The following is a 23,977-nucleotide window of genomic DNA, read 5'->3' as shown; positions in this document are numbered from 1 at the left end:
TCTACTCGGCACGAACGGGATGGGGAGAGATGGTGAGGGCTGCCACGGCGGAGCGTCTCAGGCGCCAAAAACGAAAAGGGAGGAGGCGCATTCGGCGCCCCCTCCCCCATCAAGGTCAGGCCTTGAACGACGCCTTGTGCGCCGCACGTTCCTTGTACTTCACGCCCTTCTTGGCGGCAGCCTTCTCGGCTGCGGGGACGAAGTGGATCACCTCGACCTTGCCGCCGATCTTCTCGACCGCTTCGATCGCGCCCTTCGACGCGCCGTCGACGGTGAACGAGAGGACCGTGGTCAGCTCGCCCTTGGCGAGGAGGCGGACGCCGTCCTTGCCGCCGCGCGCCAGGCCAGCGGCCTTCAGCGCGTCGTGGTCGAGCGTGGCGTTCGCCTCGATCTTGCCGGCATCGACCGCAAGCTGGATCGCGCCGAGATTGACCTCTGCGAAGTCCTTGCGGAAGATGTTGTTGAAGCCGCGCTTAGGCAGACGCATGTGCAGTGGCATCTGGCCACCTTCGAAGCCGGCGATGGACACGCCCTCGCGGCTCTTCTGGCCCTTCTGGCCGCGGCCTGCGGTCTTGCCCTTGCCCGAGCCGATGCCGCGTCCGACGCGCATCTTGGACTTACGGGCACCTTCGTTATCGCGGAGTTCGTTGAGCTTCATGGTAATGCACTCGCTTTCGCTTGTTACGCGCTGGTTTGAAATCGCCGGGATCGAATCCGGAAATAAGGAAGGGGGCCGTTAGCCCCCTTCCCGGTATTTGTCACTAGGTAGCGTGAAGGCTCAGCCTTCGACCGACACCATGTGCTGCACCTTGCGGATCATGCCGCGGACCTCTGGGCTGTCTTCCAGCTCGCGGGTCTTGTGCATCTTATTGAGACCGAGACCGATCAGCGTTGCGCGCTGATCCTTCTCGCGGCGGATCGGCGAACCGGTCTGCGTGATCTTGATGGTTGCCATGATCGCTTACTCCGTGATCGCAGCTGCATCGGCCTCGGCGGTCTTCGAACCACCATGGCCGAGCAGGTCGGCGATCTTCTTGCCGCGACGCTGTGCGACGGCCTTGGGCGAGGTCTGCTCACCAAGGGCCTCGAACGTGGCGCGGATCATGTTGTAGGGGTTCGACGTGCCGACCGACTTGGTCACAACGTCCGCAACGCCCAGCGATTCGAAGACTGCGCGCATCGGGCCACCGGCGATGATGCCCGTACCCTGAGGCGCCGACCGCAGCGTGACCTTGCCGGCACCGAAGTGACCGTTGCCGTCATGATGCAGCGTGCGACCGTCCTTCAACGGAACGCGAACCATCTTCTTCTTGGCAGCAGCCGTCGCCTTCGAGATGGCTTCCGGCACTTCGCGCGCCTTGCCATGACCGAAGCCTGCACGACCCTTGCCGTCGCCGACGACGACGAGTGCTGCGAAGCCGAAGCGCTTACCGCCCTTGACCGTCTTCGAGACGCGGTTGATGTGCACCAGCTTCTCGATCAGCTCTTCGCCGCCATCGTCCGCACCGGGACGACCACCACGATTGTCGCGACCGCGACCGCCGTCGCGACCACCGCGGTTGCCGCCTGGGCCACCGCTGCGGTTGCCGCCGGGGCCACCACGACCACCGCCGCCGCCGCCACCGGGACCGCCGCGACCGCGACCGCCACCGTTGTTGCCCTGGTAGCCAGTGCTCTGGGGAACGTTCTGGGCCGTGACGTCCTGTGCGGTCGTCTCGGGAGCGATTACTGCCGGCGTGTTGTTTTCGTCAGCCATGTCTTAGAACTCCAATCCGGCTTCGCGCGCGGCATCGGCAAGAGCCTTCACGCGACCGTGGTAGAGGAAGCCGCCGCGATCGAACACGACCTGGGTCACGCCCGCTGCCTTGGCAGCCTCGGCGACGCGCTTGCCGACCGAAGTCGCCGCGTCGATGTTGGCGCCGGACGTGCCGCGCACGTCCTTCTCCAGCGTCGAGGCCGATGCGACCGTCGTGCCGGCGGCATCGTCGATCACCTGGGCATAGATGTGCTTGCCCGAGCGATGCACCGACAACCGCGGACGGGTGCCTGCACGTGCGCGGAGCGCGGTACGGTTGCGGCGACGCCGCTTGGCGAAAAGAGAAAGTCCCTTGGTCATTACTTCTTCTTCCCTTCCTTGCGGAAGATGAACTCGCCGTCGTACTTGATACCCTTGCCCTTGTAAGGCTCGGGCTTGCGCCACTGACGAATTTCCGCGGCCAGCTGACCGACCATCTGCTTGTCCGAACCCGAGATCTCGATCGTAGTGTTGTCGGGGGTCTTGACTTCGATCCCCTCCGGCACGTCGATGTTGACGTCGTGGCTGTAGCCGAGCTGCAGCTTGAGGTTGCGACCCTGCGCTGCGGCACGATAGCCGACGCCGGTGATCAGCAGCTTCTTGGTGAAGCCTTCCGACACGCCGGTGACCAGATTCTGCACCATGGTCCGCTGCATGCCCCAGAACGCGCGAGCGCGCTTGGTGTCGTTGGCCGGCTGCACCGAAATGCCGCCGTCTTCGATCGTGTAGCTGATCTCGTCGCGAAGCGGCATCTTGAGGGTACCCTTGGGGCCCTTCATGGTCAGCTGCTTGTTCTCGATGGTCGGCGTGATGCCCGCCGGTACGGTGACCGGCTTCTTACCAATGCGGCTCATCAGAACACCTCCGCGAGGACTTCGCCGCCGACGTTCTGCTCGCGTGCTTCGGAATCCGAGAGCACGCCGCGGGGCGTCGAGACGATGGTGATGCCGAGGCCGTTACGGACGCGCGGGAGTTCCTGCGAGCCGGAATAGACGCGACGGCCGGGCTTCGAGACGCGCGCGACATGCTTGATCGCAGGCTGGCCCTCGAAATACTTCAGCTCGATGCGAAGGCCGGCCGCGGGGCCCATCTGCTCTTCGCTATAGCCACGGATGTAGCCTTCGCGCTGCAGAACGTCGAGCACGCGGACGCGCAGCTTCGACGCCGGCGTGAGGACGGAGTCCTTCTTCGCGCGCTGGCCATTACGGATACGGGTGAGCAAATCACCCAGGGGATCGGTCACTGCCATGATTTAGTCCTTACCAGCTCGACTTCGTGACGCCGGGGATGAGGCCCTTGTTGGCCAGATCGCGCAGCTGAATACGGCAGAGCCGGAACTTGCGGTAATAGGCGCGCGGGCGACCGGTCAGCTCGCACCGGTTACGGATGCGGGTCGGGTTCGCGTTGCGCGGCAGTGCCGCCATCTTGAGGCGAGCGATCAAACGCTCACCGTCGTCGAGCGTCTTGTCCGCTGCGATCGCCTTCAGTGCCGCGTACTTCGGGGCATACTGCTTGACCATGCGCTTGCGGCGCTCGTTCTTGTTGACTGAACTCAGTTTCGCCATCGACTTAAGTTCTTTCTTTGCTAGCTCCCATCCCGCTTGCGGGAGGGGTTGGGGGAGGGAAGGACCAACGCCGGTTAGGCGCAAGGCCCCTCCCCTGACCCCTCCCGCAAGCGGGAGGGGGACTTAGATTAAGCTGCCTTCTTCTCGTCGGCAGCGTCGTCTTCGATCGGGAACGGGAAACCGAACAGACGGAGAAGCTCGCGAGCCTCGTCGTCGGTCTTTGCGGTCGTCGTCACGATCACATCCATGCCGCGGACCTTGTCGACCCGGTCATAGCTGATTTCTGGGAACACGATCTGCTCCTTGATACCGCAGGCATAGTTGCCACGGCCATCGAAGCTCTTCGGGTTGAGGCCGCGGAAATCGCGGACGCGGGGAAGAGCGATCGTGATGAAACGGTCGAGAAACTCGTACATGCGCTCGCGGCGAAGGGTGACCTTCACGCCGATCGGCATGCCTTCACGCAGCTTGAACTGCGCGATCGACTTCTTGGCCTTCGTCACGACAGGCTTCTGGCCGGCGATCAGCTCCATTTCGGAAGCAGCCTGGTCGACCTTCTTCTTGTCCTGCGTGGCTTCGCCGACGCCCATGTTCAGCACGATCTTGTCGAGCCGGGGGATCTCCATGACATTCTTGTAACCGAACTTCTCGGTCATCGCCTTGATGATCGTCTCGTCATACAGCTTGCGCATACGCGCAACGTAGACGGCCTCGGTGCCGGTGTTCTCAGCGCCAGTGTTCTGATCAACCATTGATCTTCTCCCCGGTCTTGACGGCGACGCGGACCTTCTTGCCGTCCTGCTCCTCGAAGCGGACGCGGGTCGGCTTGCCGTCGGCGGTCACGTGCGCAACCTTCGAAACGTGCATCGGTGCCTCCTTGCGGATCAGGCCACCCTGCGGATCACCCTGAGTCGGCTTGGTGTGGCGCACGGCAATGTTGACGCCCGATACGACGACCTTGTCGGTCTTCGGCATGGAGACGGTGACTTCACCGGTCTTGCCCTTGTCCTTGCCGGACAGGACGATGACCTTGTCACCCTTCTTGATACGCTGCGACGCCATTACAGCACCTCCGGCGCAAGGCTGATGATCTTCATGTGCTTCTTGCCGCGCAGCTCGCGAACGACTGGGCCGAAGATACGGGTGCCGATCGGCTCCTCGTTCTTGTTGACCAGCACCGCGGCATTGCCGTCGAAGCGGATGACCGTACCGTCTGCACGGCGGATATCCTTGGCGGTACGCACGATCACCGCGCGGTGAACGTCGCCCTTCTTCACACGACCACGTGGCTGCGCTTCCTTGATGCTGACGACGATGATGTCGCCAACGCCTGCAACACGACGCTTGGAACCCCCAAGCACCTTGATGCACTGCACCCGCTTCGCGCCGCTGTTGTCAGCGACGTCGAGATTGGACTGCATCTGGATCATGGATCCGTATCCCTTCTCTGTCTCTGGGGTCGATACCGACCGAACCCCGCCTAAAAAATCACCCCGCCACGGACGAACCGCAGCGGGGAGGAGCGGCCGCTTAGCCGTTCCCGTTTACGAAAACAAGAGCGCAGAGAGTTGCCCCCCTGCCCTCGTGTTTAATTCAGCCCTCGGCCGAAGCCCGCTCCGGCGTCGCGTGGGTGTTGACCCGCTCGATCACCTTCCAGGTCTTCAGCTTGGAGATCGGTGCGGTCTCTTCGATCCGCACGGTCTCGCCCTGCTTGAACTCGTTGCTCTCGTCATGAGCATGATACTTCTTCGAGCGACGGATGATCTTCCCGTAGAGCGGGTGCTTCACCTTACGCTCGACGTTCACGACCACCGTCTTGTCGCCCTTGTCGGACACGACCAGACCGGTCAGCACGCGCTTCGGCATGATACGTTCCTTACTTCGCGGCTTCAGCGCTGGTGCGCTGAGCCTGCAGGGTCTTGATGCGAGCGATGTCGCGGCGGACCTCACGAACACGGCTCGGCTTTTCGAGCTGGTTCGTGGCGGCCTGGAAGCGCAGGTTGAACTGCTCGCGCTTCAGTTCGCCGAGCGACTCCGACAGCTGGTCGTCGCTCTTGGTCTTCATGTCGTCGATACGAGCCATGATCTTACTCGCCTCCCAGATGCGAGGTGTCGCCCAGGCGGGCAACGACCTTTACCTTGATCGGCAGCTTCATGGCCGCCCGCTCGAACGCCTCGGCGGCGATCTTGCCGTCGACGCCGTCGAGCTCGAACAGGATCCGACCCGGCTTGACGCGAGCGGCCCAGTATTCCGGCGCGCCCTTGCCCTTACCCATGCGGACTTCGGCTGGCTTTCCCGAGACCGGAAGGTCTGGGAAAATGCGGATCCACAAACGCCCCTGGCGCTTCATGTGACGCGTGATCGCGCGGCGGGCCGCCTCGATCTGGCGTGCGGTGATCCGGTCGGGTTCCATCGCCTTGAGGCCGTAGGAGCCGAAATTAAGCGAGAAGCCACTCTTGGCGTCGCCCGAAATCTTGCCCTTGAAGGCCTTCCGGAACTTGGTCTTTTTTGGTTGCAGCATGTCTGTTCCTGCCCCTTAGCGACGATCGTCGCGCTGCGGCCGCACGCCGGAGGTCTGAGCCTCCATCATGATGCGGTCGTACGACGTCGGATCGTTGCCGAGAATCTCGCCCTTGAAGACCCAGACCTTCACGCCGCAAACGCCGTAAGACGTGTGCGCCGTAGCCTCGGCATAATCGATGTTCGCGCGCAGCGTGTGCAACGGAACCCGACCCTCACGATAGCTCTCCGACCGTGCGATCTCGGCGCCGCCAAGACGGCCACCGCAGTTCACCCGAATGCCCTCGGCACCGAGACGCATCGCCGACTGGACCGCACGCTTCATTGCGCGACGGAAGGCGATACGACGCTCGAGCTGATCGGCGATGCCCTGCGCGACGAGACGCGCATCGACTTCCGGCTTGCGGATCTCGACGATGTTCAGCGACACGGTCGACGACGTCATCTTGCCGATCGTCGAACGCAGCTTCTCGATGTCCGCGCCCTTCTTGCCGATGATCACGCCGGGGCGTGCAGCGAAGATCGAGATACGGGCCAGCTTGGCCGGACGCTCGATGACCACCTTGGAGATCGCGGCCTGCGGCAGCGTCTTCATGATGAATGCGCGGATCTTGAGATCCTCGAGCAGGAGCCGACCATAGTCGGCGCCTTCGGCGTACCAGCGGCTATCCCAGGTACGGTTGATCTGCAGACGCAGACCGATGGGGTTGCTCTTCTGACCCATTATGCTTCTTCCTGCTCGCGCACGACGATGCGCAGACGGCTGAATGGCTTGAGAATGCGGGTCGACTTGCCGCGGCCGCGGGTGGCGAAGCGCTTCATCGTGATCGACTTGCCGACCGAAGCCTCGGCGACGACGAGTGCGTCGACGTCGAGGTTATGGTTGTTCTCGGCGTTGGCGATGGCCGAGGCCAGCACCTTGCGCGCTTCGATCGCCATGCCCTTGGTCGAGAAGGCGAGGATGTTCATCGCATCGCCGACCTTCTTGCCACGGATCAGCGCAGCCACGAGGCCGAGCTTCTGCGCGGAACCACGGATCTGCGTACCGACCGAAAGCGCCTCGTTGTCCGCGACCTTGCGCGGGCTGACTTGCTTAGACATCAGCGCTTGCCCTTCTTGTCGGCGGAGTGGCCGGGGAAGTAGCGCGTGGGCGCGAACTCACCGAGCTTCATGCCGACCATGTCTTCGTTGACCGAGACGGGCACGAACTTGCGGCCGTTATAGACGTTGAACGTGAGACCCACGAACGACGGCAGGATCGTCGAGCGACGCGACCAGGTCTTGATCGGCGAACGCGCGTTGGTGTCCTGGGCGGTTTCTGCCTTCTTGAGCAGATGAAGGTCCACGAAGGGGCCCTTCCAGACTGAACGAGCCATGTTAGCCCTTCCTCTTCGTCGAATGACGCGACCGGATGATCATCTTGTCGGTCGACTTGTTATGACGCGTGCGCGCACCCTTCGTCGGCTTGCCCCAAGGCGTAACCGGATGACGGCCACCCGAGGTCCGGCCTTCACCACCGCCGTGCGGATGGTCGACCGGGTTCTTGGCGACGCCGCGCGTCAGAGGACGGATACCCATCCAGCGCGAACGGCCTGCCTTGCCCAGGTTCTGGTTCTGGTTGTCGGGGTTCGAGACCGCGCCAACCGTCGCCATGCAATCGCTGCGGATGTAGCGCTGCTCGCCCGAGTTCAAGCGGACCATCACCATGCCCTTGTCGCGACCGACGACCTGCACGTACGTGCCGGCCGAACGGGCGATCTGGCCACCCTTCATCGGCTTCATCTCCACGTTGTGGACGATGGTGCCGACCGGCATCTGACCGAGTTCCATGGCATTGCCTGGCTTCACGTCGGTCTTCTTGGCCGCGAGAACCTTGTCGCCGACGGCCAGACGCTGTGGCGCCAGGATGTAGGCCAGCTCTTCGTCCGGGTACTTGACCAGGGCGATGAACGCGGTGCGGTTGGGATCATACTCGATCCGCTCGACGGTGCCTTCGACGTCCCACTTGCGACGCTTGAAGTCGATGTAGCGGTACTTCTGCTTGTGACCGCCGGCGATGCCGCGCGAGGTCACATGGCCCTTGTTGTTACGACCGCCGGTCTTGTGCTTACCTTCGGTCAGCGCCTTGACGGGGCGACCCTTCCAGAGCGACGACTTGTCGACCAGGATGAGACCGCGGCGTGCCGGCGATGTCGGATTATAATGCTTGAGTGCCATGGCCTCAGATCCCCGTCGTCACGTCGATGGACTGACCGTCCTTCAACGTCACGATTGCCTTTTTCATGTCGGAGCGCGAGTAGTTCGTGCCCTTCCACTTCTTGGTCTTGCCCTTCTGGACGAGCGTGTTCACGCCGACGACGTTCACGTCGAACAGCGCCTCGACGGCCGCCTTGATCTCGGGCTTCGTGGCATCGTTCGATACCTTGAACACAACCGCGTTGAACTCCGACAGGGTCGTCGTCTTCTCGGTGATGTGCGGGGCCAGGATAACGTCGTAATGACGATTATCGATGCCCACCTTCTGCTTCTTAGCCATGGAAGCGCGCCTCCAGCTTTTCGACAGCGGCGCGCGTCAGCACCAGCGTGTCATGCTTCAGGATGTCGTAAACGTTCGCGCCGGCAGCCGGCATCACGTTCACTTCGTACAGGTTGCCCGCAGCGAATGCGAAGCTGGTGTCGACCATGTCGCCGTCGATGACGAGCGCACGCTTGCCGAAGCCGAGCTTTGCGAGATCGCCCTGCAGCGTCTTGGTCTTGCCACCCTCGACAGCCAGGCTGTCCATGATGACCAGCGAACCCGCCTTGGCGTGGCTGCTGAGAGCCATCCGCAGACCGAGCGAGCGAACCTTCTTGTTCAGCGACGGGTTGAAGTCACGGACGCGTGCGCCGTGAGCCTTACCACCACCGATGAACACAGGGGCGCGACGATCGCCGTGACGAGCCGTACCGCCGCCCTTCTGGCGACCGAACTTCTTGCCGGTGCGTGCAACGTCTGCGCGCTCACGGGTGCCACGAGCCGTCTCGCGACGCTTCTCGAGCTGCCAGGTGACGACACGGTGCAGGATGTCGGCGCGCGGATCGAGGCCGAAGACCTCGTCGTTGAGCTCGATGTCCGCTGCGTCAGTGCCGGCGAAAGATGAAACCTTGATCTTCACGCTCAGCCCTCCTGGCCGTCGGCTGCAGGTGCGTCGGTCGTTTCGGCCGGCGTGTCTGCTGCGGTGTTGCTGTTTGCGGTCTTGAGACCGGCGGGGAACGGTGCGTCGGCGTGGCGCGCGACCTTCACCGAGTCCTTGACGAAGAGCCAGCCGCCCTTGGAGCCAGGAACCGAACCCTTGACGAACAAGAGACCACGCTCGACGTCCGTCGATACGATCTCGAGGTTCTGCTGGGTGCGATACTTGTCGCCCATGTGGCCGGCCATCTTCTTGTTCTTGAAGACCTTGCCCGGATCCTGGCGCTGACCGGTCGAACCGAGCGAACGGTGCGAGACCGACACGCCGTGGGTTGCCCGCAGACCGCCGAAGCCCCAACGCTTCATGCCGCCCTGGAAGCCCTTACCCTGGGTCTTGCCCTGGATATCGACGATCTGGCCTGCGACGTAGTGGTCAGCCGAGATCTCGGCGCCGACGTCGAGCAGGCCGTCTGCGTTCACGCGGAACTCATGGACGACAGCCTTGGGCTCCACTTCGGCCTTGCCGAAATGGCCGCGCTGCGGCTTTGCGACATTCTTCGACTTGGCGACACCTGCACCAAGCTGGACGGCAGTGTAGCCGTCACGATCCATTTCGCGAACGGAAACGACCTGATTGCCTTCGAGTGCCAGAACGGTGACCGGCACGTGCCGACCATCTTCCTGGAACAGGCGGGTCATCCCCATCTTCTTCGCGATCACGCCAGTACGCATGATCTTGTCCCTTCCTAGACAGAGGCCCCGTCGGACTATTCCTCGGGGGCTTGCGGACCATGTCCGGAGCGAGCTCCATGATGCGTCCACCTGACCCCATCCCCGGCAAAAGCCCTGAATGGAGTCGGTTCAACCCGGTAAATACGAAACGTGCCCCCGTCCCGGGCTGGTGCTCCTGCAGATGCGGAAGCGTGACGGGGGACGCTGCCCCGTCGGCTTTCACCGACGGCGGTATCCCAATGTCGAACGGCGCGGGAACGTTACCGGTCGACCGCGCCGCGCCAGCCCTTAGGCGAGCTTGATCTCGACGTCAACGCCAGCGGCGAGGTCCAGCTTCATGAGCGCATCGACCGTCTGCGGCGTCGGCTGGACGATATCCAGCATACGCTTGTACGTGCGCACCTCGAACTGCTCGCGCGACTTCTTGTCGATGTGCGGGCCGCGGTTCACGGTGAACTTTTCGATGCGCGTCGGAAGGGGAATCGGACCGCGGATGAGCGCGCCGGTGCGGCGTGCGGTGTCGGCGATGTCGCCAGTGGCCTGATCGAGCACACGGTGATCGAACGCCTTCAGACGAATGCGGATATTGCTGTCCATAGTCCCTACCGATGCGAAAGAGCGGGCCCGTTTCCGGGCTCTTGCTGGTTGATGTTTAAACCGAAGGCGGGCCATTACGGGAGAGTCGGCGAAAACGCAACTGGGGAGCCTGCGATTTTCGCAGACCGCGGGCGATGGGGCCTACAAGGATGACAGCCCTACCCCTCTTGATCAGATCAAGCTGAGCGCCCGGTCATAATCCTGGCCGGGGCCGAGAATCCGATGGACGAACAGTCGATCGGGCAAGACCGAGTACAGTATCCCATAGCCCCTCCATGATCGCCGCCGGATACCGTGAGCTTCGTAGCGCGGCACCAAAGGGAACCCGAACGGAACATCGGCGAGTCGCAATGCTACCTCGCGCAGCTCACCAACGAAGGAGCCGGCGCGGGTTGGGTTGTCGAGCGCGATGAAGCCGCTGATCCGCTTGAGGTCGTCGACTGCACGTGACGACAGGACGACTTTCAAGCGCGGGACGAGCGGGCAAGCCCATCAATGTCGGCCAGTGCTGCGTTACATGCCGCATCGAGTTCGACGCCACCGCCCGCCCCCATCTCGGCAAGCGTATCGGATACCGACACGTCCAAGTCACGCAACCAGCGCTTTTCGTTCTCGACGCCACCCTGATCGCGACTGATCAGATCCCGAACATACTCGCTAGCGCTAGCGTACTGCCCACGGTCTATCCGCGCTTGCACATAGTCGTGCATCGGATCGGGCAGAGATATCTTGATGGATGCCATGGCACGTTCTCCGTCGACCTTATGCCACAAGATCCCATTGCAAGAAAGAATGACGGATGTTGGTGGATTACGGAATGTCGACTTTTGGGTGAACGGACGCCTTAGCGGACATCGAGCAGCCGCGCGGACCAACCCGAAAACGCACCCCAAACAACGCATGAACTTCTTCAACTTCGATTGCCGACCCGGCGCGGCAAGATGCCCCATTTGGCAAGGAGATCAAAACTTTGCCTTCGGACAGCAGGTCAACAACCGCCTGAGTAACACTTCCAACTCGGCCAAACCCGTCCTGCTCCACAATGCCAAAGCTAACAATTCGACCCGTCCAAACTGGTCCCGGTCGAATTTCCCAAATTACGGCGACGTAGCAGAGCACCAGACCGCAGATAGCCAACACGGCCCATAGCTCGCGGTAGACAGTTTTTTGACGGCGTCGGCGGCTCACTCTGCCAAGTTGCCCTATCAGGAACCCTCGCAATCGGGAACGTCTCGTCATGGCGGGCACGACCGATTTGGACAATCTTCGCCAGTGCCACGAAGCCAGGTGATCAAGTCTTCCAAACACGAAAAAGCCCGGCCTCTCTCGCGAGAAGCCGGGCTCTTTTCGATCAACTCCCGAAGGAGAAGATACTTACTTGTCGATCTGGCTCACGACGCCTGCACCGACGGTACGGCCGCCTTCGCGGATCGTGAAGCGCTGGCCCACGTCCATAGCGATCGGTGCGATCAGCTTGATGCCGAGCGACACGTTGTCGCCTGGCATGACCATCTCGGTGCCCTCAGGCAGCTCGACGGTGCCGGTCACGTCCGTCGTACGGAAGTAGAACTGCGGGCGGTAGTTGGCGAAGAACGGCGTGTGACGGCCACCCTCTTCCTTCGACAGCACGTACACTTCCGAGTTGAAGTCGGTGTGCGGCTTGATCGTGCCTGGCTTGCAGAGCACCTGGCCACGCTCGACTTCGTCGCGTGCGACGCCGCGGATCAGTGCGCCGACGTTATCGCCAGCCTGGCCCTGGTCGAGCAGCTTGCGGAACATCTCGACGCCCGTGACCGTGGTCTTGCGGACGGTCGGGTGGATGCCGACGATCTCGACTTCCTCGCCAACCTTGACGATGCCGGTCTCGACGCGGCCGGTGACGACCGTACCACGACCCGAGATCGAGAACACGTCCTCGATCGGCATCATGAACGGCTTGTCGAGCGGACGCTCTGGCTGCGGGATGTAGTCGTCGACAGCCTGCATCAGCTCGGTGACGGCGTCGGCGCCGAGCTTCTGGTTCGAACCCGACAGTGCGCAGGTAGCCGAACCCTTGATGACGGGGATGTCGTCGCCCGGGAAGTCGTACGAGCTGAGCAGCTCGCGGATTTCCATCTCGACCAGCTCGAGGATTTCCTCGTCGTCGACCAGATCGACCTTGTTCATGAACACGACCATGGCAGGCACGCCGACCTGGCGTGCGAGCAGGATGTGCTCACGGGTCTGTGGCATCGGGCCATCGGTTGCCGAAACGACGAGGATCGCGCCGTCCATCTGGGCTGCGCCGGTGATCATGTTCTTCACATAATCGGCGTGGCCCGGGCAATCGACGTGCGCGTAGTGACGGTTGGCCGTCTCGTACTCGACGTGTGCGGTCGAGATCGTGATACCGCGCTCGCGCTCCTCGGGAGCCTTGTCGATGTTGGCGAAGTCGACAGCGGTACCGCCGGTCGTCTCTGCCAGAACCTTCGTGATCGCAGCGGTGAGCGACGTCTTGCCATGATCCACGTGACCGATGGTGCCGATGTTGAGATGCGGCTTGTTCCGCTCAAATTTTGCCTTGGCCATTGTTTCCTACCTTCTGATTCGTATTCCGGTGCCACCCCGGGAACCGCGCGAACGCGGCCCAATAGCGGCTGTTAAAGCGTTGCGCCAGCCCCTGCTTGGGGAGAGGCCGACGCGGAAGTAAATTCCGCGTCGTCGAACTTCGATCGCTGACCGAAGCCGGCCGGCCTTTCGGCGTCTCCGAGCCAGGAAAACCTGGCTCGGTGCGCCTCGGGCTTACGCCAGCTTAGCCTTCACCTCGTCCGCAACGTTCTGCGGCACTTCGTCATAGTGCGAGAACTGCATCGAGTACTGCGCGCGGCCCTGCGTGAACGAACGGAGCGAGTTCACGTAGCCGAACATGTTCGCCAGCGGGACCATCGCCTCGACCGTCTGCGCGTTGCCGCGGCTGTCGGTGCCCTGGATCTGGCCACGACGGCTGTTCATGTCGCCGATGACGTCGCCCAGGTAATCTTCCGGGGTGACGACCTCGACCTTCATGACCGGCTCGAGCAGCGTGATGCCCGACTTCTGTGCGACTTCGCGCATCGCGCCACGTGCACAGATTTCGAACGCCAGTGCCGACGAGTCGACGTCGTGATACGCGCCGTCATACAGCACGATCTCGAAATCGATGATCGGGAAGCCGACCAGCGAACCCGAAGCGGCGGTTTCGCGGAAGCCCTTTTCGATCGCAGGCAGATATTCCTTCGGAATGTTGCCGCCCTTGATCTCGTCCTTGAACGTGATGCCCGAACCGCGCTCGCCCGGCGTGACCTTGACCTTCACGCGACCGAACTGGCCGGTACCACCCGACTGCTTCTTGTGCGTGTAGTCGACGTCGACCGGCTTCTTCAGATACTCGCGATATGCGACCTGAGGAGCGCCGACGTTCGCCTCGACCTTGAACTCACGCTTCATGCGATCGACCAGGATCTCGAGATGGAGCTCGCCCATGCCCTTGATGATGGTCTGGCCCGACTCGGGGTCCGACGACACGCGGAACGAAGGATCCTCGCGTGCGAGACGATTGAGCGCGACGCCCATCTTCTCCTGATCGGCCTTGGTCTTCGGCTCCACCGACAGCTCGATCACGGGCTCGGGGAATTCCATCCGCTCAAGAATGATCGGTGCGTTCATTGCACAGAGCGTGTCACCGGTCGTGGTATCCTTGAGACCCGCAAGCGCGACGATGTCGCCAGCGAAAGCCTCCTGGATGTCCTCACGGCTGTTCGCATGCATAAGCAGCATGCGGCCGACCTTTTCCTTCTTGTCCTTGACCGAGTTGGTGACCTGCGATGCGGTCTCCAGCTTGCCCGAGTAGATGCGAGCGAAGGTCAGCGTGCCGACGAACGGATCGTTCATGATCTTGAACGCCAGTGCCGAGAACGGAACGTCGTCCGACGAAGGACGCTCGTCCGGCGTTACGCCGTCGAGCTTCAGACCCTGGATCGCGGGAACGTCGAGCGGCGAAGGCAGATAGTCGACCACGGCGTCGAGCAGGGGCTGAACACCCTTGTTCTTGAACGCCGAACCGCAAACGACGGGGACGAACGCCATGCTCAGCGTACCCTTGCGGATCAGCTTCTTGAGGTCGGCGACGCTCGGCTCGTTACCTTCGAGATACGCCTCCATGAGGGCATCGTCCTGCTCGACGGCCATCTCGATCAACTCGCTGCGATACTTCGCAGCCTTCTCGACCAGATCCTCAGGGATCTCGGCATATTCGAACTTCGCACCCAGGCTCTCTTCGAGCCAGATGATCGCGCGGTTCTCGACGAGATCGACGAGGCCCTTGAAGCCGCCTTCCATGCCGATCGGCAGATACAGCACGGCCGGACGAGCACCGAGACGATCGATGATCGAGTTCACGCAGAAGTAGAAATCGGCGCCGGTGCGGTCGAGCTTGTTGACGAAGCACATGCGCGGCACGCCGTACTTGTCGGCCTGACGCCACACGGTCTCGGACTGTGGCTCGACGCCGGCAACGCCGTCGAAGCATGCGACAGCACCGTCGAGCACGCGGAGCGAACGCTCGACTTCGATCGTGAAGTCGACGTGCCCAGGCGTATCGATGATGTTGATAAGGTGCTCTTCGCCCTTACCTTCTTCGGCGCGCCACTTGCAGGTGGTCGCAGCCGACGTGATCGTGATCCCGCGCTCCTGCTCCTGCTCCATCCAATCCATCGTCGCGGTGCCTTCGTGCACTTCGCCGATCTTGTAGGACTTGCCGGTGTAATAGAGGATGCGCTCGGTCGTCGTCGTCTTACCGGCGTCGATGTGCGCCATGATGCCGATGTTGCGGTAACGGTCGAGCGGATGGCTGCGGGCCATGATCGTGCTTCCTTAAGGATATGGGGAGCCGAACGTGCCGGCTCCCCAATATATAGGTGTTTGCATGACAGGCGAAAGACCGCCCGTCACACGGATAGCAATGCTAGGCTTCAAAGCCCGCTGTTACCAGCGGCAGGAAGCCCGCTGTTACCAGCGGTAGTGCGAGAATGCACGGTTGGCTTCCGCCATCCGGTGCGTATCTTCACGCTTCTTGACCGCGTTGCCACGGTTGTTGGCGGCATCCATCAGCTCACCCGACAGCCGTGCGGCCATCGTGTTCTCGCTGCGCGAACGTGCCGCACCGATCAGCCAGCGAATCGCCAGCGCCTGTGCACGCTCGGGACGAACCTCGACCGGCACCTGGTACGTTGCACCACCGACGCGGCGCGAACGGACTTCGATGCCCGGCTTCACGTTGTTCAGCGCATCGTGGAAAACGCCAATCGGATCGCGCTTGGCGCGCTGCTCGACGGTTTCGAATGCACCGTACACGATCAGCTCTGCGACGGACTTCTTGCCGTCCAGCATGACGCTGTTCATGAACTTCGACAGAACCTCATCCCCGAACTTGGGATCAGGCAGGATGACCCGCTTTTCGGGACGACGACGACGTGCCATTTTGTATTCCTTCTAAACTTCAGCCTTGATGATCGCAAATATGAGCGATCGGCTTACTTCGGACGCTTGGCGCCGTACTTGGAACGCGACTGACGCCGGTCCTTCACACCCTGTGTATCGAGCACGCCGCGCAGGACGTGATAGCGAACACCGGGAAGATCGCGGACACGACCGCCACGGATCAGGACAACCGAATGCTCCTGAAGATTGTGGCCCTCGCCCGGGATGTAGCTGATGACTTCGCGCTGGTTGGTCAGGCGAACCTTGGCCACCTTGCGCAGAGCCGAGTTCGGCTTCTTCGGGGTCGTCGTGTAGACGCGCGTGCAAACGCCACGCTTCTGCGGATTTGCTTCCATCGCAGGGACCTTCGACTTGGCCTTCTGCGGATCGCGGCCCTTGCGGACCAGCTGGTTGATCGTCGGCATTGAAGCCTTCACCTTTCAAGTGGTTACTTTGCTGGAGCCATGAGGCGCCTGAGAATACAAAAAGGACCATAGGAACGCGGGAGCGCCCCTCAGGTCCTGGAATGCATCCAGCAATGTTCAAGCATGCCCGGCGGGAAACACTCCCGAAGAACAGGCCGCGCCTATAGGTCAGGAGTCGGTCGCGGTCAACGGGGCGGAATCGGTTTGGGTGTGGGTAGGTGATTGGTTTCGTGGGCGGAGACAATTGCTCACGCGAGTCCGCCGACCACCCCTTCTAATCCTCCCCCGCCAGGGGGAGGTGGCACCGCTGGTAACGGGGGGGGGGGAGAAACACGAAACCTGCGTTGTCGCCCCCTTCCCCTCCGCCTGGCAAGAGCCGGCCACCTCCCCCTAGCTGGGGAGGATCGCAGCTCCTCTACCGTGGTCGGGTCCCGAGCACGGCAAGCAAAGTCTTCTCGAATCGCGCAGGATCCTCGACCTGCGGCGAGTGACCCAACCCCTCGAGCATCACCAGGTTCGCATTCGGCATCTGCTTCACCGCGCGCGGCGCGACCATCGGCACCGGTTCGAGGAACTTGCGTAAGTTCGCCGGCGCCTGCGCCCGGCCGAACGCGGTCTTGTCCAGCGTCCCGATGATCAAAGTCGTCGACGGCGTGATCCGGTACAGCTCGTGCGCGACCGATTGCGTCTTGATCATCTCGCTCGTCTTGGCTTGCGCCAGTGCCACGGTGTCGCGCCCTGCCCCTTGATACATGCCCGCCTGCATCCAGACCCAGCGATCATAGGACGGCTTCCACACGCCGTGGTAATAGTTTTCGAGCTGATACGCCTTGATCGATGCGTAGCTCGTCTTCTTCTCGTTCGCCCACAGTGTGTCGACGTCGGTATAGGGCACGCCCTCCTCGCCGCGATCCTTCAGGCCGAGCGGATTGACGAGCACCAGCTTATCGACGGACGCCGGGTAGAGAATGGCGTACCGCATCGCGAGCATGCCGCCCATCGAGTGCCCGACGATCGTGGCCCGCGTGATACCACGCGATTCGAGCAGCCGCTTGGTGAACGTCGCCAGCATCTCGAAGCTATACTGTGCCACGCGGGGCTTGGACGATTTGCAGAAGCCGATCTGGTCGGGAACGATCACCCGGTAGCCGACTTCGCTCAGCGCCCGCGCGGTGCTGCCCCAGGTCGCGCCGCAGAAGTTCTTGCCGTGGAGAAGGACGACCGTGCGCCCATTGGGACGCTGCGGCGCGATATCCATGAACGCCATCTGCGCAGGGCTGCCGACGATATCGACTTCCATCGTTTGCACGGGCCACGGGTAGGTGAAGCGTTCGAGTTGCGGCCCCAGGTCCGGCACCTGCGGAACCGGCCCCGCCCCCATGAGCAACGCCGCGGCCGGCAGCGCCAGCATCATCAATCCCGCCTTCATACGATTACGCTTTCCTACATCCAACGAGACGGCTTAAGGTTAACGGGCAAACCATGCACCGTGCAACGCATCATCCTTACGATGATGGTTGCGGGGACCTCGCGGGACGAATTGCACGCGAGACGCTTGCCCTTCGCGAAAACGCTGGGTAAGGGGCGCGTCCGTGTAGGAGTGTAGCTCAGTTGGTTAGAGCGTCGGTCTCCAAAACCGAAGGCCCTCGGTTCGAATCCGAGCACTCCTGCCACCCCCTTTAAATTCTCTGCAAAAATCGCGGCGGTCGCTCCCGCCGCTTTCGCGCGTCCATCACGATTGCATAAACTGCATTCCATAATGCAATTTTCGCAATTGATCTATGATGTGCTGCGATGCACAACGATCAGGCCTTTCAGGCATCCTCTCCTAAAAACTTTTACGGCCGGTCTTGTACCGGCCTTTTTTTTCGTCTGCGTTCGGCGTACACCTCGGGTGCCGTCGTCAAGCCGAACGATAAATAGAAACCGTGGGAGCGGAGCCGCCGGTCAAACCGGCACCGGCAAGACGATCGTGCGGGGGATCGAGTGACCCAAGCACTCTCCCCCGCCACTTCTCCCGGTCACCGCCGTGTCGCTTTCGATACGACGCCTGCCCCTCTCCTGCCGCGCACTTGCTTTCACCTGTGACGGCAGCTATCTGCCGCGCTTCCGACAGCGAGGACGGACCTGCCGCCGCTGCCCTTCACAGGGAGCGGCTAGTGGGTCTATGCCTCGCATCTCAGTTTCTCAATCAGCGGGTTCGAAGAACATCGTGGCGAAGACGTCCCCCCTCGAATTCATCCAGCAGGTCCGCAACGAGACCGCGAAGGTCACGTGGCCGACGCGTCGCGAGACGGTCATGACCGGCGTGATGGTGGTGATCATGACGACGATCCTCGCGCTGTTCTTCCTGGGCGTCGACTCGATCCTGCAAGCGATCGTCTCCGCCCTCCTCAAACTCGCTCAGTAAGCAAGGTTCCGTCATGGCGCGCTGGTACATCATTCACGCCTATTCGGGCTTCGAGGGCAAGGTCCGCGACTCGATCATGGCCGAGGCGACCCGGATGGGTCTCGAGCAGCTCGTCGAGCAGATCGAAGTCCCGACCGAAACCACGACGGAAGCCCGTCGCGGCAAGAAGATCGCGGTCGAGCGCAAGTTCATGCCGGGCTACGTGCTCGCCAAGCTGAACATGAACGACGACGTGTATCACCTGGTGAAGAACACGCCGAAGGTCACCGGCTTCCTCGGCAGCATGGGCAAGCCGCAGGCGATCAGCGAGGCGGAAGCCACGCGGATGCTGAACAGCAAGGAAGAAGCCGCCGCTGCGCCCAAGCAGAAGGTCAAGGTCGACTACGAGATCGGCGACCAGGTCAAGGTCCTCGACGGCCCGTTCGCGACGTTCAACGGCTTGGTCGAAGAACTCGACTTCGACCGCAGCCGCGTCAAGGTTTCGGTGTCGATCTTCGGGCGTGCTACGCCTGTTGAGCTCGAGTTCGAGCAGGTCGAGAGAAGCAAGTAAGGCCAAGTCGCACGCGATTAGCCAATGGCTAATCGCGAGACGGCGCCAGCCCGGCCGGCGGGCCACCGGCCCGGCCGACGACGCGGGATTTACTCCCGCGTCGCGCATGGTTGCGAACTGACGCCAATCCCACAGACTCCTGCCGACCATTGACCGAATTACGGCATTGCCGTACATATCGTACAATGCATACGGTGGTCGAGACCAGAGCGTATCTCTCCGCTGCCGATGACGTCGGCATGACGGAGGACGAGCGCGTCGCGATCGTCTCCACGCTTTCCGCCAACCCGCAAATCGGCGACATCATGCCCGGTTGCGGTGGCGCGCGAAAACTTCGCGTTAGAAAGCCCGGCACCGGCAAATCGGGCGGCTACCGCGTGATCCCCTATTACGCGGGCGACACCCTGCCGGTCTTCCTGCTGACCGTGTTCGGCAAGACCGAAAAGGCAAACCTGACCAAGGCCGAGCGCAATGCGCTGGCGACATTGACCGGCACGCTGGCGGCGACCCTGACGCAACGGCACGCCAACGACGACCGAGACGACACCACGAACACGCCAACCTCACGGAGGACATGATGAAGAGCGCATTCGACAAGATCGCAGCGGGATTGGAAGACGCCATCGCGTTCGCCGATGGTGATACGGATCGCGCGCGCGTGGCGACGGTAGACGTCCGCGCCGTGCGGGCAGCGACCAAGCTGACGCAAGGCGCGTTCGCCGAGACCTATCGCTTCCCGGTCGGCACGGTTCGCGACTGGGAGCAGAAGCGTCGCCTGCCGGATACCGGATCGGCGACGCTGCTGAAGATGATCGAGGTGGATCCCAAGGGCGTCGAGGCGATTATTGCGAAGGTACGGTAACGCGAGCGCAGTCGCGTCAAGGTTTCGGCGTCGATCTTCGGGCGTGCTACGCCTCAACTTGACCAGTTCGACTTTCTAAGTAGGTTGAGCGAATGGCACAAAATCCTACCCTGAATTCTGACGGCATCGCCGTTGCGACCCCGGCAACGATCGATCGTGAAGCACAATCTCAATTACTGGCAGCAATTGATGCCAAGATTGGCGAAGTCCGCACCGAGGCCATCGACCTAAGCTTCGGCGAAATAATCAACTGAAGCGGGCAAACGAAATACGGATTGATCCTGAGTATCAGCGGCTATTCCGATGGTCTGATGAGCAGCGTTCGCGGTTAGTTGAGTCCGTTCTTTTGCGACTCCCAATTCCGCCAGTTTTTTTCATCGAAAACGAGGATGGCCGCTACGAGCTCATCGACGGCCTTCAACGTGTGAGCTCGATGACCCAATTTATCGATGCGGCAGTCATTGATAAAGAACCATTGAAGCTTGTCGGATGTGACATTGTCTCAGAACTAAACCAAAAGACCTTTGCCGATTTACCGCTAACCCTTCAGCTTCAGTTGAAACGGTCCGGTGTCAGAGCTCTTATCATAAAACGCCAGAGCAAGGAATTTCTCCGATACGAAATGTTTAAGCGCCTCAATACTGGTGGTTCAGAATTGAGCGAGCAGGAGATAAGAAATTGCTCAGCTAGAATATTTGGTGACCGAGGCGTTGCATTTTACGAGAATCTTATCAGACTTTCGCAGCATCCGTCTTTTGTCAGGCTTACCGAAACATTAGCGGATACTGAAATTGAAAAGCGTGGGCGTGAGGAACTCGTTCTTCACTATTTTGCCGCAAAGAATGGCGCTTCTTATTTTTACGGTAACGTTGCGAACTGGCTTAGCAACTATATGGAAGCGGTCCTTCTGGAAAAAGAAGCGTTCGATTATGGCGATGAGGAAACTATCTTTAGTCGTGTGTTTGATGCAGTAGAAAGAGTAGCCGGAGAAGGCGCTTTCTGTAAATTTAAAAATGACAAGCCTATCGGCGGTCTTGCTCCAGCCTATTATGAAGCGATAGTATGTGGCGTTTCCCGCACCATCGACAAAGTCGAACAGGCTAACGCAACCGTCATCAACGACGCCTTAATCGAAACGCGCCAATCGTCTGATTTCAGACAAAATGTTGGGACTGGAGCAAACAAGCGGTCCAAATTTGCCGGTAGAATTAATGCAATTGAAGCGGCTATAGCGAACGCATAATCGCATGGCCTCCCTTCAACTAAAGTCGACAATCGATCAAGAATTAAAGTGGAGAGAAGCTGAATTAGCCGTAGCCAAACTATACCTCTATCGCTCTGTAATAGATAAGTCAGCATTTGCGTATTCTTATAGATGCTTTGTTGTCTTAACATACGCTCATTACGAAGCTTTTACAAAGCGTGTTATCGCGCAGTCAATGCTAGATATATTTGACTCAGGTGCCAAGTGGTCAGAGTGCCGCTTTAACATTAGAAAGCACCTCTTCGCGTCAGGCCTTAGAAAGATTGTTGATAACAAATCTAATGGAGACCTTGCTACATTTGGATCCGTATCCGCGACCATCATTGATAATGTTACGCCTCCCCCTGTCAGTATAATAATGGATTGTGGCAACCTGAATTACCCTACGTTCATATGGGCCATAGAAAGCGTTGGTATCGACTCAAGCAAGTATGGTTTTGCGCGCCCGGATATCGGAAAACTCGTCTCTATGCGGCATGATTGCGCGCATGGAGAGTCATTGACCTTCGATCCAACAAAAACTGACAGCGACTTGGCAAAAGACATGTTCGCCTTACAGCAAAGGATCGTATTTTTGCTGCATCATCTTTCAGTCGAACTCTTAGATCACTTCTCATTAGGCAGCCTTCGCGGCCCTTAAAATTTGCCGCCTACCGCCAGAAGTAGCCGCGTACCCGCCCCCCCCCCGATACCCCCTCACCCCTCCCAATCCTTCAACCGCCACCCACCGAACAGCGCGACATCCGGATCGTGCGCCACCTTCGTCGGATCGGCCCTGCTCCAGCCGGTGACCTGATCGAGCGCCGGGAGTCTTGGCGGATCGGGGTTCATGAGCGTGGGTTCGCCGCGTTCGCGGCGGGCGGCTTCGGCGATGTCGAAGGCTTCGCGATCCAGGGCCTGGCGGGCTTCGTACATCGCCGACAGGCGGTAGCTGTGCGCTTCGGACGACTCGCCGCGGCGGCGTTTGATGTGCGGTGGCTCCTGCTGGAGGTGGACCGTCCTGGCGTGCAGGTGGAGAAGCTGAAGCGCCTGGTCCGCAGTCATCGGCGGGATCGATGGGGGATCGTTGTGACGCCATTCGTCGTGGTCGTGCGAGCCGGATAGCGAGCCGGCGATCAGCGCGGACTCGACGGTTTCGTAGCCCGCCGCGAGTGCCAGACGCATCTCGCGGGCGAAGGCGGGGCTGGCCTTGCGGCGGGCGTAGAAGGCGGAGTGGCTGAACCCGGCGGCGGCGGCCGAAAGGCGGATGTTGGCGGTGGCGGAGAGCGCGGAGAGGAAGGCTTGCTCGGCGGCGTGGTCGAGGCGGTTGGCGGTGGGGCGACGGAGCTGGAGGCGGCCGTTGGCGGTTCTTGTCGTGGTGGGGGATTTGTTTGAGACGGTGGTGTTTGGGGCACTCCCCTCCCCCGACCCCTCCCGTGGACGGGAGGGGAGATTTAGGGCGGCGGATGCGAACGCCAGGGCGGCGTCCCATCTGGCGGCGAAGGCGGGGTGGACGGCGCGGCGCTTGGTGAAGGTGGAACGGTTATAGCCGAGCGCGCGGGCGGCCTCTCGGGCGTTGCCGGTGCGGCGAAGGCTGGCGAGGAACGCGGCGTTCTGCGCGGCCTGGCGTCGGGTGAACACGTCGGGGGTTGAAGCGCGCGGCATGGCGCCGGGGTCTGCCTGGATATCCTACATTGCAAGGCCGGTTCTTCGCCTCGTGCAGGGTGGCCTTGTGCAGGATGAGCGTGACCGGTGGTGCAGCGGCTTGAGGCAGTGGCTGGAACATCTTGGTCTGGCGGCGGTGCCTGACCGGAGCGCTGCGTCGGGACTCGAGAATTTCGTGTGATGGATCCCGACCTTGCGGGCATGAAAAAAGCGGCGCGACCGTGATGATCGCGCCGCCCCTCTATGGATCACCGCATTACATGCGGGGCTTGGCAGCCTCGAACTTGCCGGACTCGTCGAGCACGACGAGCGATCCGTCGTCGATCGCGAAAACCGCGCCCTGGATCTTGAGCTCGCCTGCTTCCTCGGCCTTGCGGACGAACGGGAAGGTGCGGAGGTTGCGGATCGACGTCTTCACGCCTTCCTGCTCCATCGCGCGATAGGCTTCGCGGCTGGTGAGATCGTCATACTCGCTTTCGACCTTGTCGCGCGCGTCGTCGAGCAGGCCGACCCAATCGCCGATGAAGCGACCGTCCGCGCCGTCTTCGGTCTTCTCGAAGGTGCGCGCGAGCGACGCCTTGCAGCCACCGCAGCTGCCGTGACCGAGGACGACGATTTCCTCGACCTTGAGCTGCGTCACTGCGAATTCGACCGCGGCCGAAACGCCGTGATAGCCGCCATCACCCGACTCGCAGGGCGGGACCAGCGCGGCAACGTTGCGGACGACGAAGATCTCGCCGGGCAAGGTATCGAAAATCTGTGCAGGCTCGACTCGGCTGTCCGAGCAGGCGATCACCATCACGCGGGGCTTTTGCTCGCCTGCAAGCTGCGTCCAACGCTCACGCTCGCGACGCCAATCAGACGTGTGAAACCGCTGATAGCCATCCACGAGGTCGGAAAAGTCAGTCATTGTTGTAGTTCTCCCGGAAAACGGCCCAACGGGC

At 61.4% G+C, this 23,977-nt stretch carries 37 protein-coding genes and 1 tRNA gene; 8 read left to right on the top strand and 30 right to left on the bottom strand.

Annotated features, from left to right (window positions below):
- Positions 1-115: 115 nt before the first annotated feature.
- The 28 genes from rplO to C8J45_RS01730 all read right to left on the bottom strand — a co-directional run bounded on the left by rplO (position 116) and on the right by C8J45_RS01730 (position 17,732).
- The gene (gene rplO / locus C8J45_RS01865; protein WP_056047631.1) at positions 116-658 is read right to left on the bottom strand and encodes a 50S ribosomal protein L15; all 543 of its coding nucleotides are present in this window, start codon (positions 656-658) and stop codon (positions 116-118) included.
- Positions 659-778: 120 nt separating this feature from the next.
- On the bottom strand, positions 779-955 hold the full coding sequence (rpmD, locus tag C8J45_RS01860) for a 50S ribosomal protein L30 (RefSeq protein ID WP_055872633.1): 177 nt from the start codon (positions 953-955) through the stop codon (positions 779-781).
- A gap of 6 nt (positions 956-961) precedes the next feature.
- Entirely contained in the window at positions 962-1,756 is a 795-nt protein-coding gene (rpsE, locus tag C8J45_RS01855; protein WP_060524133.1) for a 30S ribosomal protein S5, read from the bottom strand.
- 3 nt (positions 1,757-1,759) lie between these two features.
- Positions 1,760-2,116, bottom strand: a complete 357-nt coding sequence (gene rplR, locus C8J45_RS01850) for a 50S ribosomal protein L18 (protein ID WP_031393749.1) — start codon at positions 2,114-2,116, stop codon at positions 1,760-1,762.
- Positions 2,116-2,649 carry a 50S ribosomal protein L6 gene (rplF, locus tag C8J45_RS01845; RefSeq protein ID WP_056047628.1) on the bottom strand — a complete coding sequence of 178 codons (534 nt, stop codon included), beginning with the start codon at positions 2,647-2,649 and terminating at the stop codon, positions 2,116-2,118. Before rplF ends, rplR begins: the two co-directional genes overlap by 1 nt.
- Positions 2,649-3,044 carry a 30S ribosomal protein S8 gene (rpsH, locus tag C8J45_RS01840; RefSeq protein ID WP_031393751.1) on the bottom strand — a complete coding sequence of 132 codons (396 nt, stop codon included), beginning with the start codon at positions 3,042-3,044 and terminating at the stop codon, positions 2,649-2,651. Before rpsH ends, rplF begins: the two co-directional genes overlap by 1 nt.
- 10 nt (positions 3,045-3,054) lie before the next feature.
- Positions 3,055-3,360: a 30S ribosomal protein S14 gene (gene rpsN / locus C8J45_RS01835; RefSeq protein WP_056015537.1), complete on the bottom strand. Its 306-nt coding sequence runs from the start codon at positions 3,358-3,360 to the stop codon at positions 3,055-3,057.
- A gap of 128 nt (positions 3,361-3,488) precedes the next feature.
- On the bottom strand, positions 3,489-4,052 hold the full coding sequence (rplE, locus tag C8J45_RS01830) for a 50S ribosomal protein L5 (protein WP_082441396.1): 564 nt from the start codon (positions 4,050-4,052) through the stop codon (positions 3,489-3,491).
- 52 nt (positions 4,053-4,104) lie between these two features.
- Positions 4,105-4,422, bottom strand: a complete 318-nt coding sequence (rplX, locus tag C8J45_RS01825) for a 50S ribosomal protein L24 (RefSeq protein WP_056047623.1) — start codon at positions 4,420-4,422, stop codon at positions 4,105-4,107.
- On the bottom strand, positions 4,422-4,790 hold the full coding sequence (gene rplN, locus C8J45_RS01820; protein ID WP_031393755.1) for a 50S ribosomal protein L14: 369 nt from the start codon (positions 4,788-4,790) through the stop codon (positions 4,422-4,424). Before rplN ends, rplX begins: the two co-directional genes overlap by 1 nt.
- A gap of 163 nt (positions 4,791-4,953) precedes the next feature.
- Positions 4,954-5,226 (bottom strand): 30S ribosomal protein S17, encoded by a 273-nt coding sequence (gene rpsQ, locus C8J45_RS01815; RefSeq protein WP_031393756.1) that lies wholly within the window; start codon positions 5,224-5,226, stop codon positions 4,954-4,956.
- Positions 5,227-5,236: 10 nt separating this feature from the next.
- Complete coding sequence (rpmC, locus tag C8J45_RS01810) at positions 5,237-5,443, bottom strand: 50S ribosomal protein L29 (protein WP_055872644.1); 207 nt, start codon at positions 5,441-5,443, stop codon at positions 5,237-5,239.
- A gap of 4 nt (positions 5,444-5,447) precedes the next feature.
- Entirely contained in the window at positions 5,448-5,882 is a 435-nt protein-coding gene (rplP, locus tag C8J45_RS01805; protein WP_031393758.1) for a 50S ribosomal protein L16, read from the bottom strand.
- 15 nt (positions 5,883-5,897) lie between these two features.
- Positions 5,898-6,605, bottom strand: coding sequence for a 30S ribosomal protein S3 (gene rpsC, locus C8J45_RS01800; protein WP_055872646.1), 708 nt, complete (start codon positions 6,603-6,605; stop codon positions 5,898-5,900).
- A complete protein-coding gene (gene rplV / locus C8J45_RS01795) occupies positions 6,605-6,982 on the bottom strand; it encodes a 50S ribosomal protein L22 (RefSeq protein ID WP_056047621.1) in 378 nt (125 codons plus the stop codon). The genes rpsC and rplV overlap by 1 nt, the downstream gene beginning before the upstream one ends.
- On the bottom strand, positions 6,982-7,257 hold the full coding sequence (rpsS, locus tag C8J45_RS01790) for a 30S ribosomal protein S19 (protein WP_031393761.1): 276 nt from the start codon (positions 7,255-7,257) through the stop codon (positions 6,982-6,984). Before rpsS ends, rplV begins: the two co-directional genes overlap by 1 nt.
- Before the next feature lies 1 nt (position 7,258).
- Complete coding sequence (rplB, locus tag C8J45_RS01785; protein ID WP_055872649.1) at positions 7,259-8,098, bottom strand: 50S ribosomal protein L2; 840 nt, start codon at positions 8,096-8,098, stop codon at positions 7,259-7,261.
- Between the two features lie 4 nt (positions 8,099-8,102).
- Positions 8,103-8,417 carry a 50S ribosomal protein L23 gene (locus C8J45_RS01780; protein WP_107961651.1) on the bottom strand — a complete coding sequence of 105 codons (315 nt, stop codon included), beginning with the start codon at positions 8,415-8,417 and terminating at the stop codon, positions 8,103-8,105.
- The gene (rplD, locus tag C8J45_RS01775; RefSeq protein ID WP_056047616.1) at positions 8,410-9,036 is read right to left on the bottom strand and encodes a 50S ribosomal protein L4; all 627 of its coding nucleotides are present in this window, start codon (positions 9,034-9,036) and stop codon (positions 8,410-8,412) included. Before rplD ends, C8J45_RS01780 begins: the two co-directional genes overlap by 8 nt.
- Positions 9,037-9,038: 2 nt before the next feature.
- Positions 9,039-9,785, bottom strand: coding sequence for a 50S ribosomal protein L3 (gene rplC / locus C8J45_RS01770; protein ID WP_056060507.1), 747 nt, complete (start codon positions 9,783-9,785; stop codon positions 9,039-9,041).
- Between the two features lie 288 nt (positions 9,786-10,073).
- Complete coding sequence (rpsJ, locus tag C8J45_RS01765; RefSeq protein WP_007406109.1) at positions 10,074-10,382, bottom strand: 30S ribosomal protein S10; 309 nt, start codon at positions 10,380-10,382, stop codon at positions 10,074-10,076.
- A 171-nt stretch (positions 10,383-10,553) separates the two neighbouring features.
- A complete protein-coding gene (locus C8J45_RS01760) occupies positions 10,554-10,850 on the bottom strand; it encodes a type II toxin-antitoxin system RelE/ParE family toxin (RefSeq protein WP_107961650.1) in 297 nt (98 codons plus the stop codon).
- Positions 10,847-11,125 (bottom strand): type II toxin-antitoxin system ParD family antitoxin, encoded by a 279-nt coding sequence (locus C8J45_RS01755; RefSeq protein ID WP_107961649.1) that lies wholly within the window; start codon positions 11,123-11,125, stop codon positions 10,847-10,849. The genes C8J45_RS01760 and C8J45_RS01755 overlap by 4 nt, the downstream gene beginning before the upstream one ends.
- Before the next feature lie 631 nt (positions 11,126-11,756).
- Entirely contained in the window at positions 11,757-12,950 is a 1,194-nt protein-coding gene (gene tuf / locus C8J45_RS01750; RefSeq protein WP_031393767.1) for an elongation factor Tu, read from the bottom strand.
- A gap of 213 nt (positions 12,951-13,163) precedes the next feature.
- Positions 13,164-15,260: an elongation factor G gene (gene fusA, locus C8J45_RS01745; RefSeq protein WP_056047600.1), complete on the bottom strand. Its 2,097-nt coding sequence runs from the start codon at positions 15,258-15,260 to the stop codon at positions 13,164-13,166.
- Between the two features lie 147 nt (positions 15,261-15,407).
- Positions 15,408-15,878, bottom strand: a complete 471-nt coding sequence (gene rpsG / locus C8J45_RS01740) for a 30S ribosomal protein S7 (RefSeq protein ID WP_055872660.1) — start codon at positions 15,876-15,878, stop codon at positions 15,408-15,410.
- A gap of 53 nt (positions 15,879-15,931) precedes the next feature.
- Positions 15,932-16,303 (bottom strand): 30S ribosomal protein S12, encoded by a 372-nt coding sequence (rpsL, locus tag C8J45_RS01735; protein WP_010164594.1) that lies wholly within the window; start codon positions 16,301-16,303, stop codon positions 15,932-15,934.
- Positions 16,304-16,718: 415 nt separating this feature from the next.
- Complete coding sequence (locus C8J45_RS01730) at positions 16,719-17,732, bottom strand: alpha/beta fold hydrolase (protein WP_107961648.1); 1,014 nt, start codon at positions 17,730-17,732, stop codon at positions 16,719-16,721.
- 167 nt (positions 17,733-17,899) lie between these two features.
- On the opposite strand from C8J45_RS01730, the gene C8J45_RS01725 reads away from it, so the two are divergent.
- The 8 genes from C8J45_RS01725 (at position 17,900) to C8J45_RS18820 (ending at position 22,029) form a co-directional block, all read left to right on the top strand.
- A tRNA-Trp gene (locus tag C8J45_RS01725) sits at positions 17,900-17,976 on the top strand.
- 539 nt (positions 17,977-18,515) lie between these two features.
- Positions 18,516-18,713, top strand: coding sequence for a preprotein translocase subunit SecE (secE, locus tag C8J45_RS01720; RefSeq protein WP_056047594.1), 198 nt, complete (start codon positions 18,516-18,518; stop codon positions 18,711-18,713).
- 13 nt (positions 18,714-18,726) lie between these two features.
- The gene (gene nusG / locus C8J45_RS01715; RefSeq protein ID WP_055872668.1) at positions 18,727-19,263 is read left to right on the top strand and encodes a transcription termination/antitermination protein NusG; all 537 of its coding nucleotides are present in this window, start codon (positions 18,727-18,729) and stop codon (positions 19,261-19,263) included.
- A 194-nt stretch (positions 19,264-19,457) separates the two neighbouring features.
- Entirely contained in the window at positions 19,458-19,841 is a 384-nt protein-coding gene (locus C8J45_RS01710; protein WP_374956411.1) for a type II toxin-antitoxin system RelE/ParE family toxin, read from the top strand.
- Positions 19,841-20,125 carry a DNA-binding transcriptional regulator gene (locus tag C8J45_RS01705; protein WP_107962185.1) on the top strand — a complete coding sequence of 95 codons (285 nt, stop codon included), beginning with the start codon at positions 19,841-19,843 and terminating at the stop codon, positions 20,123-20,125. The genes C8J45_RS01710 and C8J45_RS01705 overlap by 1 nt, the downstream gene beginning before the upstream one ends.
- A 92-nt stretch (positions 20,126-20,217) precedes the next feature.
- Positions 20,218-20,379, top strand: a complete 162-nt coding sequence (locus C8J45_RS19390; RefSeq protein WP_219907317.1) for a hypothetical protein — start codon at positions 20,218-20,220, stop codon at positions 20,377-20,379.
- Positions 20,376-21,368 (top strand): DUF262 domain-containing protein, encoded by a 993-nt coding sequence (locus C8J45_RS01700; protein ID WP_219907349.1) that lies wholly within the window; start codon positions 20,376-20,378, stop codon positions 21,366-21,368. The genes C8J45_RS19390 and C8J45_RS01700 overlap by 4 nt, the downstream gene beginning before the upstream one ends.
- Positions 21,369-21,372: 4 nt before the next feature.
- Complete coding sequence (locus C8J45_RS18820; RefSeq protein WP_146168553.1) at positions 21,373-22,029, top strand: MAE_28990/MAE_18760 family HEPN-like nuclease; 657 nt, start codon at positions 21,373-21,375, stop codon at positions 22,027-22,029.
- Between the two features lie 56 nt (positions 22,030-22,085).
- On the opposite strand, the gene C8J45_RS18815 is transcribed toward C8J45_RS18820, so the two are convergent.
- A complete protein-coding gene (locus tag C8J45_RS18815; protein WP_146168552.1) occupies positions 22,086-23,033 on the bottom strand; it encodes a hypothetical protein in 948 nt (315 codons plus the stop codon).
- A gap of 256 nt (positions 23,034-23,289) precedes the next feature.
- Positions 23,290-23,943 carry a carbonic anhydrase gene (locus C8J45_RS01685; protein ID WP_107961644.1) on the bottom strand — a complete coding sequence of 218 codons (654 nt, stop codon included), beginning with the start codon at positions 23,941-23,943 and terminating at the stop codon, positions 23,290-23,292.
- Positions 23,944-23,977 lie beyond the last annotated feature (34 nt).

This window comes from Sphingomonas sp. PP-CE-3G-477 (genome assembly GCF_003050745.1).
Taxonomy (GTDB): domain Bacteria; phylum Pseudomonadota; class Alphaproteobacteria; order Sphingomonadales; family Sphingomonadaceae; genus Sphingomonas.
Note: the sequence above shows the minus strand (reverse complement) of the source record. Positions and strands in the feature narration are given on the sequence as shown.

Coding starts and splice junctions, on each gene's coding strand:
- rpsL (WP_010164594.1), bottom strand. CDS start 16,303: ATGCCGACGATCAACCAGCTGGTCCGCAAGGGCCGCGATCCGCAGAAG.
- C8J45_RS01685 (WP_107961644.1), bottom strand. CDS start 23,943: ATGACTGACTTTTCCGACCTCGTGGATGGCTATCAGCGGTTTCACACG.
- rplF (WP_056047628.1), bottom strand. CDS start 2,649: ATGAGCCGCATTGGTAAGAAGCCGGTCACCGTACCGGCGGGCATCACG.
- C8J45_RS01780 (WP_107961651.1), bottom strand. CDS start 8,417: ATGGCTAAGAAGCAGAAGGTGGGCATCGATAATCGTCATTACGACGTT.
- rpsN (WP_056015537.1), bottom strand. CDS start 3,360: ATGGCGAAACTGAGTTCAGTCAACAAGAACGAGCGCCGCAAGCGCATG.
- nusG (WP_055872668.1), top strand. CDS start 18,727: ATGGCGCGCTGGTACATCATTCACGCCTATTCGGGCTTCGAGGGCAAG.
- rpsS (WP_031393761.1), bottom strand. CDS start 7,257: ATGGCTCGTTCAGTCTGGAAGGGCCCCTTCGTGGACCTTCATCTGCTC.
- tuf (WP_031393767.1), bottom strand. CDS start 12,950: ATGGCCAAGGCAAAATTTGAGCGGAACAAGCCGCATCTCAACATCGGC.
- rpmC (WP_055872644.1), bottom strand. CDS start 5,443: ATGGCTCGTATCGACGACATGAAGACCAAGAGCGACGACCAGCTGTCG.
- rplP (WP_031393758.1), bottom strand. CDS start 5,882: ATGCTGCAACCAAAAAAGACCAAGTTCCGGAAGGCCTTCAAGGGCAAG.
- rplR (WP_031393749.1), bottom strand. CDS start 2,116: ATGACCAAGGGACTTTCTCTTTTCGCCAAGCGGCGTCGCCGCAACCGT.
- rplN (WP_031393755.1), bottom strand. CDS start 4,790: ATGATCCAGATGCAGTCCAATCTCGACGTCGCTGACAACAGCGGCGCG.
- rplC (WP_056060507.1), bottom strand. CDS start 9,785: ATGCGTACTGGCGTGATCGCGAAGAAGATGGGGATGACCCGCCTGTTC.
- C8J45_RS18815 (WP_146168552.1), bottom strand. CDS start 23,033: ATGCCGCGCGCTTCAACCCCCGACGTGTTCACCCGACGCCAGGCCGCG.
- C8J45_RS18820 (WP_146168553.1), top strand. CDS start 21,373: ATGGCCTCCCTTCAACTAAAGTCGACAATCGATCAAGAATTAAAGTGG.
- rplX (WP_056047623.1), bottom strand. CDS start 4,422: ATGGCGTCGCAGCGTATCAAGAAGGGTGACAAGGTCATCGTCCTGTCC.
- rpsQ (WP_031393756.1), bottom strand. CDS start 5,226: ATGCCGAAGCGCGTGCTGACCGGTCTGGTCGTGTCCGACAAGGGCGAC.
- rpsG (WP_055872660.1), bottom strand. CDS start 15,878: ATGGCACGTCGTCGTCGTCCCGAAAAGCGGGTCATCCTGCCTGATCCC.
- rplB (WP_055872649.1), bottom strand. CDS start 8,098: ATGGCACTCAAGCATTATAATCCGACATCGCCGGCACGCCGCGGTCTC.
- rplO (WP_056047631.1), bottom strand. CDS start 658: ATGAAGCTCAACGAACTCCGCGATAACGAAGGTGCCCGTAAGTCCAAG.
- C8J45_RS01705 (WP_107962185.1), top strand. CDS start 19,841: ATGAAGAGCGCATTCGACAAGATCGCAGCGGGATTGGAAGACGCCATC.
- rpsH (WP_031393751.1), bottom strand. CDS start 3,044: ATGGCAGTGACCGATCCCCTGGGTGATTTGCTCACCCGTATCCGTAAT.
- rpmD (WP_055872633.1), bottom strand. CDS start 955: ATGGCAACCATCAAGATCACGCAGACCGGTTCGCCGATCCGCCGCGAG.
- rpsC (WP_055872646.1), bottom strand. CDS start 6,605: ATGGGTCAGAAGAGCAACCCCATCGGTCTGCGTCTGCAGATCAACCGT.
- rplE (WP_082441396.1), bottom strand. CDS start 4,052: ATGCGCAAGCTGTATGACGAGACGATCATCAAGGCGATGACCGAGAAG.
- C8J45_RS01755 (WP_107961649.1), bottom strand. CDS start 11,125: ATGGCATCCATCAAGATATCTCTGCCCGATCCGATGCACGACTATGTG.
- rpsE (WP_060524133.1), bottom strand. CDS start 1,756: ATGGCTGACGAAAACAACACGCCGGCAGTAATCGCTCCCGAGACGACC.
- rpsJ (WP_007406109.1), bottom strand. CDS start 10,382: ATGGACAGCAATATCCGCATTCGTCTGAAGGCGTTCGATCACCGTGTG.
- C8J45_RS19390 (WP_219907317.1), top strand. CDS start 20,218: ATGGCACAAAATCCTACCCTGAATTCTGACGGCATCGCCGTTGCGACC.
- rplV (WP_056047621.1), bottom strand. CDS start 6,982: ATGTCTAAGCAAGTCAGCCCGCGCAAGGTCGCGGACAACGAGGCGCTT.
- C8J45_RS01730 (WP_107961648.1), bottom strand. CDS start 17,732: ATGAAGGCGGGATTGATGATGCTGGCGCTGCCGGCCGCGGCGTTGCTC.
- fusA (WP_056047600.1), bottom strand. CDS start 15,260: ATGGCCCGCAGCCATCCGCTCGACCGTTACCGCAACATCGGCATCATG.